The organism is Jatrophihabitans sp. YIM 134969, from assembly GCF_054456675.1.
Genome location: NZ_JBTJEQ010000003.1, coordinates 121,919 through 135,562, shown reverse-complemented (window position 1 = coordinate 135,562; position 13,644 = coordinate 121,919). Strand labels below are relative to the sequence as shown.

12 protein-coding genes are annotated in these 13,644 nt (G+C 70.6%); 4 read left to right on the top strand and 8 right to left on the bottom strand.

The annotated features are described in order from the left end of the window. Positions 1-17: 17 nt before the first annotated feature. The 5 genes from ACXR2U_RS03080 to ACXR2U_RS03060 are packed head-to-tail and all read right to left on the bottom strand — an operon-like array spanning position 18 to position 5,690. Positions 18-1,625 carry an AMP-binding protein gene (locus ACXR2U_RS03080; RefSeq protein ID WP_458823455.1) on the bottom strand — a complete coding sequence of 536 codons (1,608 nt, stop codon included), beginning with the start codon at positions 1,623-1,625 and terminating at the stop codon, positions 18-20. Continuing rightward, a complete protein-coding gene (locus ACXR2U_RS03075; RefSeq protein ID WP_458823454.1) occupies positions 1,622-2,746 on the bottom strand; it encodes an acyl-CoA dehydrogenase family protein in 1,125 nt (374 codons plus the stop codon). Before ACXR2U_RS03075 ends, ACXR2U_RS03080 begins: the two co-directional genes overlap by 4 nt. Further along, positions 2,739-3,917, bottom strand: coding sequence for an acyl-CoA dehydrogenase family protein (locus ACXR2U_RS03070; protein WP_458823453.1), 1,179 nt, complete (start codon positions 3,915-3,917; stop codon positions 2,739-2,741). The genes ACXR2U_RS03075 and ACXR2U_RS03070 overlap by 8 nt, the downstream gene beginning before the upstream one ends. Before the next feature lie 7 nt (positions 3,918-3,924). Further along, a complete protein-coding gene (locus ACXR2U_RS03065; protein WP_458823452.1) occupies positions 3,925-4,698 on the bottom strand; it encodes an enoyl-CoA hydratase-related protein in 774 nt (257 codons plus the stop codon). A gap of 20 nt (positions 4,699-4,718) precedes the next feature. Continuing rightward, positions 4,719-5,690, bottom strand: a complete 972-nt coding sequence (locus ACXR2U_RS03060) for an LLM class flavin-dependent oxidoreductase (protein ID WP_458823451.1) — start codon at positions 5,688-5,690, stop codon at positions 4,719-4,721. 298 nt (positions 5,691-5,988) lie between these two features. Here ACXR2U_RS03060 and ACXR2U_RS03055 point away from each other — a divergent pair, with 298 nt between their 5' ends. Continuing rightward, the gene (locus tag ACXR2U_RS03055; RefSeq protein ID WP_458823450.1) at positions 5,989-6,282 is read left to right on the top strand and encodes a Dabb family protein; all 294 of its coding nucleotides are present in this window, start codon (positions 5,989-5,991) and stop codon (positions 6,280-6,282) included. A 307-nt stretch (positions 6,283-6,589) separates the two neighbouring features. On the opposite strand, the gene ACXR2U_RS03050 is transcribed toward ACXR2U_RS03055, so the two are convergent. After that, positions 6,590-8,134, bottom strand: a complete 1,545-nt coding sequence (locus ACXR2U_RS03050; RefSeq protein ID WP_458823449.1) for an FAD-dependent monooxygenase — start codon at positions 8,132-8,134, stop codon at positions 6,590-6,592. A gap of 33 nt (positions 8,135-8,167) precedes the next feature. Between ACXR2U_RS03050 and ACXR2U_RS03045 the strand changes: the two genes are divergently transcribed. The 3 genes from ACXR2U_RS03045 (at position 8,168) to pabB (ending at position 12,376) form a co-directional block, all read left to right on the top strand. Beyond that, complete coding sequence (locus ACXR2U_RS03045) at positions 8,168-8,791, top strand: TetR/AcrR family transcriptional regulator C-terminal domain-containing protein (protein ID WP_458823448.1); 624 nt, start codon at positions 8,168-8,170, stop codon at positions 8,789-8,791. A 421-nt stretch (positions 8,792-9,212) separates the two neighbouring features. Beyond that, positions 9,213-10,352, top strand: a complete 1,140-nt coding sequence (locus tag ACXR2U_RS03040) for an IS110 family RNA-guided transposase (protein WP_458823447.1) — start codon at positions 9,213-9,215, stop codon at positions 10,350-10,352. A gap of 215 nt (positions 10,353-10,567) precedes the next feature. Continuing rightward, a complete protein-coding gene (gene pabB, locus ACXR2U_RS03035) occupies positions 10,568-12,376 on the top strand; it encodes an aminodeoxychorismate synthase component I (protein ID WP_458823446.1) in 1,809 nt (602 codons plus the stop codon). Between the two features lie 20 nt (positions 12,377-12,396). On the opposite strand, the gene ACXR2U_RS03030 is transcribed toward pabB, so the two are convergent. Next, positions 12,397-13,218, bottom strand: a complete 822-nt coding sequence (locus ACXR2U_RS03030) for an SDR family NAD(P)-dependent oxidoreductase (RefSeq protein ID WP_458823445.1) — start codon at positions 13,216-13,218, stop codon at positions 12,397-12,399. A 5-nt stretch (positions 13,219-13,223) separates the two neighbouring features. After that, a complete protein-coding gene (locus ACXR2U_RS03025; protein ID WP_458823444.1) occupies positions 13,224-13,640 on the bottom strand; it encodes a VOC family protein in 417 nt (138 codons plus the stop codon). Between the last annotated feature and the right edge of the window lie 4 nt (positions 13,641-13,644).

Genomic DNA, 13,644 nt, shown 5'->3' with positions numbered 1-13,644 from the left:
CTTCGTGGGTGGGGTGGTCAGGTCGCCGGCACCGGGGCGGGGGCAGCGGCGGACTCGCGGGCGAGCTCGCGGAGCTTGAACTTCTGGATCTTGCCGCTGGCGTTGCGGGGGAGTTCGTCGACGACCAGGAGCCGCTCGGGCAGCTTCTGCCGCGCCATGCGCCGTTCTCCGAGCCAGGTGACGAGCTCGTCGAGGGTCACGCTCTCGTCGGATCGCGGGACGACGACGGCACACACGCGTTCACCGACAACGGGGTCCGGCGACGCCACGACCGCGACGTCCGCGACACGGGGATGCTCGAAGAGCGCGTCCTCGATCTCTTTGGCGCTGATGTTCTCGCCGGAACGGATGATGATGTCCTTCTTGCGGCCGGTGATCTCGACGTAGCCCTCGGAGTCGATCCGGGCGAGGTCGCCGGTACGGAACCAACCGTCGCCGGTGAACGCATCGTCGTTGAGGGCACTGTTCAGATAGCCCAAGAACAGCTCGGGCCCGCGGACCTGGAGCTCGCCGTCGTCGGCGATGCGCACCTCGGCGGCCTCGATCGGGCGGCCGTCGGTGTGAGCCCGCTTGCCCAGCGGATCGGCGTCGTTACAGGCGCTCGCGGTGGGGAACTCAGTTGATCCGTAGCCCCGGCTGACCATGCAGTCCAGGGCGGTCGTTGCAGTGCGTACCAGTTCGGGTGGAACGTCGGCGCCGCCACAGGCGAACACACGCAGAGAGCTGACGTCGCGTCCGGGCAGGTCCGGGTGGTGGACGAGGCCGTGGAGGAACGGGGTGGCGGCCACGACGAAGCTGCACCGGTGTCGTTCGATGAGCTCGAGGGCTCGGCCCGGGTCCCAGATGTCGAGCAGGACGACGGTGGTGCCGAGCATGAACGGCAGCTGCATGCCGTAGAGCACACCGATGATGTGACCGACCGGTGACGGCATGAAGACGACGTCGGAGCCGCTCAGGCCGAAGAACTCGATCATGCCGCGGTTCTCGTAGTCGAGGGTGTTGTGGTTGTGCAGAGCGCCCTTTGGCGCCGAGACGGTGCCCGAGGTGTACAGCAGCAGGGCGACGTCGTCGGCGTCTCGCGGATCGCGCCGCACGGCGTCGGGGCGACCGTCGGCGAGGAAGGACGCGAAGGGAACGTGGTTCGCGTGGGCCGGTTCCCCGACCACGACGACCGTGCGGAGATCGGGGAGGTCGCCGCGAATCTCCTCGACCATCTCGGGGTAGTCGAAACCGCGGAAAACGCCGGGAACCACGAGCACCTTCGTCCGGGCCTGGCGCAGGATGAAGCCGGTCTCGCGGTCGCGGTAGATCGGGATGATGGGGTTGCTCACCGCTCCAGCCCGCAGTGTGCCGAGGTGGACCACGACCGCCTCCGCCCAGTTCGGGAGGATCCACGACACGACGTCACCGGCGTCGACGCCGCGGGCCTGCAGGACAGCGGCGAACCGGTCGACGGCCTGATCGAGTTCGGCGTACGTCCAGGACCGTTCGCGGTCGATCACCGCGATGCGGTCGGGCGTGCTCAGCGTCGCCGCGGCGAGGTGCTGGTCGACGAGGGTGCCGATCCACTCTCCGGATGCGGCGTGCCGGCGGGCGCGTTCGGGGTCGAGCCGGGTGGGTCTCACGTCGGGTTCTCCGTCCTGCTGCCCTGCGCCGTGACGAGGGCCCGGTCCAGTAGCGATGTGCCGATCCGGTCGTGGAGTTCAGGTCCGTCGCCGTACCAGGCCCGCAGGGCCAGGACGCGTCGGTAGTACCAACTGACGTCGGTCTCGGCGGTGAACCCCATGCCGCCGTGCAGCTGGATCGCGTACTCACACACCGCGACCGCGGTCTCGGCGGCGTGAGCCTTGGCCGTCATCGCGAGCAGTTCGAGGTCGGCGAGGTCAGCGGTGTGGGCGTCCGCGAGCGCGGCGACACACAGGTTGTGCAGGCCGGCCGACGCGGTGTGCATCTGGGCGGCGATGTGAGCCAGCGCCTGGAAACTCCCGATCGGGCGGCCGAACTGTTCGCGGGTCTTCAGGTGCGCGACGGTGTCGTCGACGCTACTGCGCGCGAGCCCGTCGAGCTCGCAGGCGAGGAACAGTCGGGCCCAGGCCCGGAGGCGCGTGACAAGTTCCGCGTCGTCCCGGTCGACGGCCACGTCGACGCGGACACCCGTGAGGTCGACCCGGCCGAAGGCGACCCCCGGGTCCGCACTGTGCAACGGTTCGATGCTGACGCCGTCGTCGTGCGGGTCGACGAGGCACACGACGGTGCCGGTGCCGTGGCTGGCGACCACGACGAGCGCGGCCGCGTGCTGGGCGAACCTCACGGCCGCGATGCTGCCGTGCAGCGTGCCGTCGGTCAGGGTGACTGCTCCCAGATCCTGCGACCAGACCTCGGACGCGCCAGGGTCGACCAGGGCCAGCGGCATTCCGGTGCGCACAGCGGACGCGACGGCGACGCGCCCGACCTCGTCACCGGGCCGGTCCAGCAGAGCCGGCAGCAGCATGTTCTCGAGCAGCGGACCGATGAGCAGGTGCCGGCCGGCCTGCGTGAACATCGCGCCGAGGTCGGACAAGGACGCGCCGAGCCCGTCCCGGGACTCGGGAACGGCGAGGGAGTACCACCCGAGGTCAGCCAGTTCGGCCGCGAGCGCCGAGTCCCAACCGCCGGTGCGCAGCAGGGCGCGGCGGCGGTCGGCGGCGTAGCGGCGCGTGAGGTACTCGTCGGCCGCGACGGCGAACTGGTCGGAGGTGTCAGCCACGGGGGAGTCCCAGGAGTCGCTCGGCCACGATGGTGCGTTGGATCTGGGCGGAGCCGCCGTAGATCGACGCGGCGCGGGAGTAGAGGTGTTCACGGGACCACCGGTCGCTGCGCAGGCCGAGCGGTCGGGAGTCGGCGACGGCGCGCCACGGTCCCAGCAGCGCGGCGACCTCGGCGAACACGAGTTGTTCGACGTCGTTGAGCAGGAGTTTGTCGACGGAGTCGACCGGCGTGGGGCCGACCCCGTCGGCCAGCCGGACGGCGGTCTGGCGGGTCTGGGCCTCGAGCGCCCGCAGCGCGGTGTGGCACCGACCGATGGCCGACGTGACCCGTCGACGCTGCCCGGCGTCGATGTCCGGATGCGCGGCCAGGTGCTCGCTCAGGGCGGCGACCGCCTCGCCGAGCGCGACATCGCACTCGACGCGGCGGCGCACGGCGGCGGACGCCCGTTCGCTGCCCAGCGTGTGCGACGCGATCGACCAGCCCTCGTTCACGGCGCCGAGCAGGGCGCTGCGGGGCACGCGCACCTCGTCGAGGAACACCTCGCAGAACTCACGGTCACCGGTCATCTGCTCGATCGTGCGGGTGGTGATGCCACGGCTGCTCATGTCGACGAGCAGGTAGCTGATGCCGGCCTGCTTGCGCACGGTGGTGTCGGTGCGGACGAGCAGAGCGCACCACTGCGACTCGTGGGCCCAACTGGTCCAGATCTTCTGACCGGACACCACGAAGTCGTCACCGTCGACGACGGCGCGGGTGCGCAGCGAGGCGAGGTCGGAACCGGCGTCGGGTTCGGAGAAGCCCTGACACCAGATGTCGTCGCCGGACAGCAGCCGGGGTAGCAACTCAGCGCGCTGCGCGTGGGTGCCGTAGCGGTCGATCGAGGGCCCGACCACCTCGAGACCGATGAGGCCGATCGGCGACGGGGCGCCGGCCCGGGCGAGCTCCTCGGAGAACGCCAGTCGGTGGAGCGGACCACGTCCCGGTCCGCCCGGGTCCGTCGACCACCCGATGCCCAGCCAGCCGGCCGCGTACAACGTCCGCTGCCATTCCCGCAGGACGGTGAAGCGACTGTCGAGATCCTCCTCGACGACTGGGAGGTCGACGGTGGCGAGCCAGGCGCGTGCGCGGGCGCGGAACTGCTCGATCGGTTCGGCGTTGCCGGAGGTCACGGTGGCCTCAGCGTCCGGTGTAGACGGGTGGGCGGTGCTCCAGGAACGCGGTGACGGCTTCCTTGGCGTCGTCGTGTCCCGACAGCTCGCGGGTCAGGCTCTGCTCGAACTCGTAGCCCGGCTTCAGTGCCAGGTACTCGATGCCGTTGAGGCTCTGCTTGGCGAGGCGGAGGGTCACCGGGCTGTGGCGGGCGATGGACCGAGCGAGCTCGCGGGCTGTGTCGAGCAGCTGGTCGGCGGGGACGATCTCCACGATGCCGCCGTAGGGCAGCAGTTTCTCGGCCGGGTAGAGGTCGCCGGTGTAGTGCATGAGGCGGACGATGCCCTGGGGGACGAGGCGCGAGAGGTGCTTCGCGCCGCCGAGCACACCGACGTTGACCTCGGGGGTGGCGAAGCGGGCACCCTCGGCGGCGACGACCAGGTCGCAGGAGGCGGCGATCGCCAGACCGGAGCCGACGGCGACACCGTGCACCGCGGCGATCACCGGTACCGGTGAGTCGTAGATCGCCCAGAACGCCTGCCTGGCGGTCTTCAACCGGTCGGGCGCGTTCTCCGGATCCATGGTCTGGAACTCGGCGAGGTCGTTGCCGGCGCAGAAGTGGGGCCCGCGTCCGGCGAGGACCACGACCCGGGCGTTGGGCAGGTGGTCGGTGAGGTTGCTGAAGAGGTGACGGATCTCGTCGTACAGCTGCTGGTCGGTGGCGTTGACCGGGGCCCGGTTCAGCCACACGGTCCCGATCGGCCCGTCGGGTTCGACCTCGACGAAACGCAGTTCCCGCACGGGCTTTCCCCTCTCGCCGCTCACCGGTGGAAGACGGAGGCGACGGCCTCGAGCTCGCGCGGGATGTCGGAACCGGCGGGCTGGTAGTGGAGGTACTCGACGCCGGCTGCTTCGAGCGCGTCGATGCGCTCTCGCCACGCGGCGGCCGGCAGGGCGGCGCCGGACGCGGTCAGCACCGCGCCGTTGACGAACGGCCGGTCGACGTCGTTGACGCCGACGACGTGTTTGTCGTGCATCGCCAGGTGCCGGACGTTCTTCGGGATGTGGTCGTACGCGGCGGCCCACACGTGTCCCGGTTCGCCGAGCAATGCGTCGATCTGGTTGTGCTCGACGGCCCAGTGCAGGAACAGAGCGGCGTAGCCGCCGGCGGCGTCGACGACCCTCGGGGAGTCGGGGTCCTCGCCGTCGTCCAGGACGGTGCCGGACACGATCATCATCTGGCTGTCGAAGCCCGGTTCTGGCGCACTGATCCGGAACAGCTCGGCGCCGACGTCGCGCGCGACGTTCGTGCCCATCGGGCCTTCGCCCGCGACGCCCCACGCGACCTCCACCGGTCCGGGTCCGAAGCGCTGGTCGGGGTGGATCATCTGCATGATCGCGCCGTCCCACTCCACCTGCTCGCCTCGCAGCAAGGCCTGGACGATCTCGATGTAGTGCTTGACCTCGGCCCACCGCACCGCGGGCTTGCCCATCGCCATCCGGCCGGTGAACCCACTGCCGACACCGATCAGCACCCGGTCCGAGCCGACCGCGCTGACCAGGGTGGTGATCGCGGAGGCGGTGACCATGGGGTGGCGCAGCGACGGGATCAGCACGCCGGTGCCGAGCACGATCCGTTCGGTGAGTTCTGCGGCTCGCCCCAGGGCCATCCACACGTCGGGGTACAGCGCGGGCGAGTCGTAGCAGAGCGCACGTTCGTATCCGAGCTGCTCCGCGATGCGGATGTGCTCCGGGGTCTCCAGCGACGTCGCGAACGAGCATCCCAGCTTCATCGTCACTCCTCTGTGCTCGACGGGGGTCCGGATGACGTGCAGGTGCCGGCGGGGAGAACGTAGGCAGTGCTGAGGCAGGATGTCAATGAGCACTAACTACAAGAGTGCTGTGCTGGAGAGGTCAGTGGACTCCTTCGCTCCACAAGGCAATCGGTGTTCCGAGCTGTTGCAACGCGTTGTCTGGCCCCGGCATGTCTCAGGCAACCGGTGTCCAGCGGATCTGTCAGTGATCGCTAACTGCTAGGGGTTGACATGGTGTTGCCTCACGAGGGAACCTCGATGCCCCGAGGAGGTCGACATGCTCATCCACTGCCTGACGCTGGTGTTCAAGGACTCGGCTTCGGGCGTCGACATCGAGGCGTTCCGCTCCGCGCTCGCCGCTCTCCCGGATCAGGTGCCGTTCCGCATCCGGATCCGGCAGGGACCTGACCTCGGTGTGCGCCCGACCAACGCGGACTACGCGGTCGTCACGGAGTTCGAGCGCACGGAGGACTTCAGCGCGTACCTCGTCCACCCTGCGCACGTCGCAGTACCGCGCGAGCATGTCGCTTCGATGCAGAGCGTCCAGTTCGAGGTCGACGACGGGTTCTGAGCTCCCGGCCGCTCCTCGCTTCGTCCTGCAGTACGCGCGACGCGCTCCGAGATCACATCGAGCGGACGCGTCCCGCGTTGTCGCGCCACGGCTCTCCGCCGAGTGCCGGAACCCCGCTCGTCGCTGTTGTCTCCGTGGCGCGCACCGACGCCTCGATAGGTGCAGACGCAAGCTCCTGCTGCCCGACCGCCAGATCAGTCGATCTGCGCGTTGCGTCGGTACGTGTCGCCGAGACAGATGACTGCGTGATCCCCTCGATTGGTTGCGCCTCCAACTCGGCTGTGACACCCGGTCGAACGCCTCCGGATCACGTGGGGACAGATGTGGGTCGTTCGCCACCGATCCAGCGTCGAAGAGCGCACTGCAGGCCAGCCGGGTCACGTGCGACGTCGCCGGTCCAGGCGATGACGCCATCGGGTCGAGCCAGCAAGGCGCGGCGGCCCTGCAGTGCCACCGTGCGGACGCGGCCCGCCCACGGCCGGACCAGATCGGTCGCCACGTCGGGTCCGGCGAGGACGAACAAGCCCGCCGTGAAGGCGTCACGCAGTGACGCACCGTCGTCGAGGGTGAGGTCCGGGACGGTGCGACCCACCGCCGGGTCGTCCTCGTCGTGGAGGACGCGGCGGGCGACGCCGGAGATCTCGGCGACCATGTGCGTCATCCCGTCGCGGGTCCCGACGAGGTCGCCGACAACCGCACGCAGTGGGCCGACCTTGTCGTCAGGACGCATCAACGCGATCTGGGCCCGGGTCCAGTCGAGCACCCAGGCACCCACCGGGTGCCGCTCGGCGCTGTAGGTGTCGAGCAGCGAGGCGGGTGACCTTCCCGTGACAACGGCGGCGAGCTTCCAGCCGAGGTTCATCGCGTCGCCGAGACCCAGGTTCAGTCCCTGACCGCTGAACGGGGAGTGGACGTGCGCGGCGTCGCCGGCGAGCAGCACCCGCCCGAGGCGGTACGTGGTGGCCTGGCGGGCGTTGTCAGTCCACCGGGTCGCCGCGCCGCGCAGGCCGGTGACCTCGACGTCGAGGCCGGTGACCCGGCGCAACGACCGTTGCACCTCGTCGGCGGTGACGGGCGCGTCGCGCTCGGTCGGCGCTCCGCCGAACTCCACCGTCAGGACCCGACCCGGTGTGGGTCCGTAGCAGTAGACCCCGCGCGTGCTCCAGTTCCATCCCCGGTTCAGACCAGAGTCGTCGGCGAGCTCGACCACGGCTTGCCGGCCGGTGATCTCCGGATCGGTGCCGGGGAACTCGAAGCCGGCTGCGTGCCGTACCGCGCTGCGGCCGCCGTCGCACCCCACCAACCACGACGCGCGGATGGAACCGTGGTCGGTCTCGACGGTGATCCCGGTCCCGTCCTCGACACATCCCGCGAAGACCACACCACGGTGGACCTGCACGCCCGAGCGGGCGGCGTGCGCGGCGAGCACCGTCTCCAGTGCCTGCTGCGGCACGAACGTGGCGTCGACGGCCTCGAGGTGGCCCGCGAGGCGTCGGTCGTCGTCGTTGGCGAGGGTGGCGTCGAGCGGGATCGCCGCGAAGTGCGCCGCGCGGACGCCACGACGGGCCATCGCGGCCAGCCTCTCCGCGCCGACACCGCCGACCCCGGCGGCCATGGCTTCCACCGTGTGCGCCTGAGCCGCTCGTAGCTGGTCGAGCAACCCGCGCCGACCGAGCAGTTCGGCGCTCGCCACGTTGATCGAGCCGGCCCTGATGGTCGCGACCGGCTCGGTCAGCCGGTCCAGCACGGCGACCCGGGCTCCGCCGAGGGCGAGTTCCGCGCCGAGCAGCAGCCCGACGGGCCCCGCCCCGACGACCACGACGTCGACCGCGTCCTTATCGCTGATAAGCATCAAGCAACCTTAGCGCTGATAAGGTCTGTTGTCATGCCGCGGGCCGGACTCGACCAAGACGTGATCGTCGCGACCGCGCTCGACCTGGTCGACGACGTCGGCCTCGACCGGTTGTCGACACGACTGCTCGCCGAGCGCCTCGGAGTGCAGTCGCCGGCGCTGTACTGGCACTTCCGAGCCAAGAACGACGTGGTCACCGCGATGGCCGAGGCAATGATGCGCCAGCTACCCGACGCCGGCACCTCCCTCGAGACCCTTGGACCCCGGCCGAGCGTGAAGGCTGTCGAGCGGTGGCTGGTGGCGCGGGGCGAGCAGTTCCGTCGCGTCCTGCTGTCGCGTCGCGACGGCGCGCGTATCCACGCAGGCTCCACACCGCCAGCCGCTCAGTACCCCGGCATCGAGGCCCAACTCGACGTGCTCAGACGGCTCGGGTTCAGCGCCGCCAGCGCCGCCCGAGTGACCGTGGCGATCTCACGCTTCGTGGTCGGGTGGGCACTCGAGGAGCAAGCCGACCACACTGGCGGCAGCGCTCCACCCGCCGCCGATGCCTTCCCGTTGATCGCAGCTGCCTTCACCGCGCTCGAGCACGATGACCCGGATGTCACGTTCACGGCCTGTCTGACCAGCATCGTGCATGGGCTGGTGCACGCACGCTGACCTGTCTCGGAACTGCCGCGAGGCTCGACACACGTAGCACCACCGGCGAAGACGAAGACCGACCACGCCGCCGTGGCGCTCCGCTGCGCCCACGCCTACACGTCATTCCGAGGGCCGCCACCTTCAGGTCGACGCGCGCCGAGGGCCTCGTTCTGGGGGCGGACCGCGTTCACCGGAACGCGCCCGTACGCCTCTGATTGAGACTGGGTCTGGGCGCAGGCGGCCGTTTGGTCGTAGCGTCCGGGGATCCGGTGGGTCGGCTCGCTAAGCCTCTGCCGGCCGTCGTGGTCTGGCTTGATAACGACGTGCTGGCCTGCCGGGTCTCGTCGCTGCGTGGTTCAAAAGAGGCGCGAACGCGCATGTTCTGAAATCAGAGTTGCCCGCCGCGACGGTCCCACCGGAGCGACGGAAGGACAAGCAAATGGCAGTGGTGATCGGGGTCGACCCGCACAAGGCGTCACACACCGCGGTCGCAGTCGACGAGCAGGAGCTGCCGCTGGGCAACCTGCGCGTGCGGTCCTCGGCGGTGCAGCTCGAACGGCTGCTGGAGTGGGCGGCACCGTGGCCGCAACGCACCTGGGCGGTCGAGAACGCGTCCGGGCTCGGCTATCTGCTCGCGCAGCAGCTCATCGGCGCCGGCGAACGAGTCGTCGACGTCCAACCCAAGCTGGCCGCGCGAGTCCGGCTGCTCGGCACGACAGCCGTGAACAAGAACGACCCGAACGACGCCCGATCGAATGCCGTCGTCGCACTGCGCAACCCCGGCCTCACCGCGCTGAGCAGCACCGACCACGTCGAGGTCATCCGGATCTGGGTCCGCCGCCGCCGTGAACTCGGCAACCACCGCACCCGGGTGGTCAACCAGCTGCACACGGTGCTCGGCGAGCTCATCGCCGGCGGGTTCGACCGCAGGCTGTCGGCCCGCCAGGCCGCCGCCTTGCTCGACGGTTTCACCCCGGTCGGCCCGGTCGCCGCGGCCCGGCTCGAGGTCGCCCGCGATCTCGTCGCCGACGTGCGCCGCCTCGACGAGCAGCTGCGTGAGATCGACAAGCGGCTGCGGGCCGAGATCGGTATGACCGGCACGAGCCTGACCGACATCTACGGTGTCGGGCCGGTGGTCGCTGCGATGGTGCTGGCGATGACCGGGGACGTGCGCCGGTTCCCATCAGCGGACCGGTTCGCCGCCTACGCCGACACCGCCCCGATCGAGGTGTCGTCGGGTCCGCACCAGGTCTTTCGTCTGTCACGCAGGGGAAACCGGCAACTGAACTACGCGGTTCAGCTGGTCGCGGTCACGCAGATCGCGCACCGCGAAAGCATCGGCCGCACCTACTACGACCGCAAGATCGCCCAGGGTCAAAGCCCCAAGATGGCCCTGCGATCGCTCAAGCGGCAGATCACCACCGCCCTCTATCGAGCGATGGTCAACGACACCCGCCGACCACGACGAGAAGGGAGCCCGGGAGGACAACCGGGGCACGACTCTGACTCCAGCGCGACCGGCTCACACCCCGACACCGGCTCTTCGGACAGGTCACTCCCGGGCCCGTCACCAGCCTAGAACCACGACCCACCGCCGGGCACTTGACACAAAGAGGCGTCGTTCTGCGCGGCGCGACCGTTCGCTGGCAGTGCGCGCGTAAGGCTCGTTCTGCGCGGCTCGGCAGGGAAGCGACGGACAAGCCCGGGTGAGTGGTGTTGGTACCCCGCCCGCTTTCGATGACTGCGCGCAAGGGGCTCCGCCGCAGGCACGGGCGTTGCTGCGACCATGCGGGCGTGGAGACGACCGCCGCCCGGTTCGACGACCTGCGGGCGGACACCGCCTGGGTCTTCGCGCCGCCGCACCGCGTGGTGGCCGCCCGCCGACTCGACGAGGTCCGCGACGTGCTGGCCGTGGTCGACGCGGAGACGCGTGCCGGCGCGTGGGCGTGGGGTCACGTCGCCTACGAAGCTGCGCCCGCGCTGGACCCGGCGATGCGCGTGCGTCCGGTCGAGTCGGGGTCCACGCCGCTGGTCTGGTTCGGCCTCGGCGGCCCGCCCAGCCGGGAGCGGGCCATCGGGTTCGCGCGGCGTGTCGTCGACGGCACTCCCGACCGCCCGGACTGGCGACCCGACTGGACGGCGGCGGACCACGCGGCCCGGGTCGAGCGGATCCGCGCTGCCATCGCCCGAGGTGACGCCTACCAGGTCAACCTCACGACCCGCGTGCGCGCGACGCCGCAGGAGGATCCCCTGGACCTGTACGCGGAACTGGTCCACGCGCAGGGCGGTGCGTTCAACGCCTTCGTCGACGAGCGGCCGTTCCGTGGGCGCGGGCCGGTCGTCGTCAGCGCGAGTCCCGAGTTGTTCTTCTCGTGGGACGACTCCGGGATCACGACGCGACCCATGAAGGGCACCGCGCGCCGCGGGGCGACCGCGCCGCAGGACGAGCAGGTCCGTGCGGCGCTCCTGGCCAGCGAGAAGGACCGCGCGGAGAACGTGATGATCGTCGACCTGCTGCGCAACGACCTGTCACGCATCGCCCGGCCCGGGACGGTGCGGGTCGACTCGCTGCTGACGGCCGAGCGGTACCCGACGGTGTGGCAGCTGACGTCGACCGTCAGCGCGCAACCCCGCTCCGGCACCGATCTGCTCGACGTGTTCACAGCCCTGTTCCCGTGCGGGTCGGTGACCGGCGCACCGAAGGTCGCCGCGATGCGGTTGATCGCCGAGGAGGAGGACGCGCCGCGCGGCGTCTACTGCGGAGCCGTCGGGATGGTCGCGCCCCCGGGATCGGAGTTCCGAGCTCGCTTCTCGGTTCCCATCCGCACGGTGGTTCTCGACGCGGAGACCCGGCACGCGGTGTACGGCACGGGCGGTGGCATCACGTGGAGCTCGGAGGCGGCCCAGGAGTGGGACGAACTCCTCGCGAAAGCCGGGGTTCTCGACCGGCGCCCTCTCGGCGGCGCGGAGCTGCTGGAGACGATGAGGTTCGACCCGGGGACCGGGCTCCGCAACCTGGACCGCCACCTCGCGAGGGTGCACGCGTCCGGTGTCCACTTCGGCGTCCCGGTCGACCTGCGGGTGGTCCGGGGCGTGATCGACTCCGCCGTCGAAGGGTTCGTGGACCAGCCACGTCGCGTGCGGCTGCTGGTCGGCGCGGACGGCGCCGCACGGATCGAGGACGCGCCGTTCACCGCGGACGACCCCGACGCCGTCGTCGGGTTGACGCTCGACACGGCCGTCACCGCGGCGGGTGAGTGGACGCGGCACAAGACCACACGGCGCGCCCACTACGAGGCCGCCACCGCGCGTCACCCCGACTCCGACGACGTGGTCCTGGTCGACGCCGACGGTTTCGTCATGGAGACGACGCGGGCGAATCTCGTGGTGAGGTCCGGAGATCAGTGGTGCACACCGCCGCTGACCCGTGGTTGCCTCCCCGGGGTGGAGCGTCAGCGGCTGCTCGATGCGGGGGTGCTGGTCGAGCGAGACATCCGCTCCGAGGAGTTGACCACGGCCAGTGAGCTGGCGGTGGTGAGCTCGCTGCGGGGCTGGCGCCGGGCGCGGCTGTACGCCCGCGCCGCCACCCGAAGTGCGGACTGACGCGATGCGCCCACGTGGTGTCAGCGTGCGCGACCGGTCACCCAGTCGTACCGCACGTCCTCGTCGACGATGGCGTGGCCGGCGCGCGATCCGACCTGGGCACCGCCGTCGACGTGGTGGACCGAGCCGAGCACGTAGGACGCGCCCGAACTGCACAGCCACAACACCTGCTGGGCGACCTCCTCGGGTTCGCCCGGCCGGGCCAGGGGGAGGGCGGGGATGCGCTGGGACAGGGCGGCGGCCATGCCCGGCGGCAGCGGCTTCGGCTGGGTGTCGATCAGCCCGGGGCTCACGCAGTTGAGCAGGATCCCGTACGGCGCGAGTTCGATGGCCGCGACACGGGAGAACGCCTCGGTGGCCGCCCGGCTGCTCGCGTAGGCGGCGGCGCCCGCCGAGCCGCGGCTGCTCACCCCCGAGGAGAAGTTCACGATGCGGCCGCCCCGGCCTTGGTCGATGAGGACCTTCGCCGCGGCCTTCGTCATGAGGAACGTGCCGCGGGTGTTCACCGCGAAGACGGTGTCCCACACCTCGACCCGCTCCTCGAGCAGGGCGGCGTGCGGGGCGACAGCGGCGTTGTTCACGCAGAAGTCCAGCCCGCCGAACGCCGCGACCGCGCCGGCGACGATCGCGTCGGCGCCGTCCTCGGTGCTGACGTCGGCGACCAGTGACGCCACGCGGTCGCCGTGCGGAGCGCAGGTCTCGGCGAGGCCGTCGGCGTCGCGGTCGGTCGCGAACACCGACGCGCCGGACTCGACGAACGCGGTGACCAGCGCGCGCCCCACGCCGCGGGCGGCGCCGGTGACGACGACGACCCGGCCGGTGTAGTCGAAGGTGACGTCCACGGCGCTCAGACCGCGAACAGCTGGGACACGTCGGCGAACGCCTTGAACTCCATGGCGTTGCCCGACTCGTCGAGGAAGAACATCGTCCACTGCTCGCCGGGCTCGCCCTCGAACCGCAGGGTGGGTTCGATGACGAACTCGTGGCCGGCGTCGCGCAGACGGCCGGCGAGGGCGTGGAAGGACTCGAGGTCCAGCACCAACCCGAAGTGCGGCACGGGGACCTCGTGGTCGCCGACCATGCTGTACCCCGCGGGTGTCGACCGTTCGCCGACGACGTGCGTCACGATCTGGTGGCCGCCGAGGTCCCAGTCGATCCAGTGGTCGCTCTCCCGGCCGCGCTCGAGACCGAGCACCTCGCCGTAGAAGTGCTCGGCGGCCGGCAGTTCGTGGACCGGAACGGCGAGGTGGAACAGGGACGTCACGGGG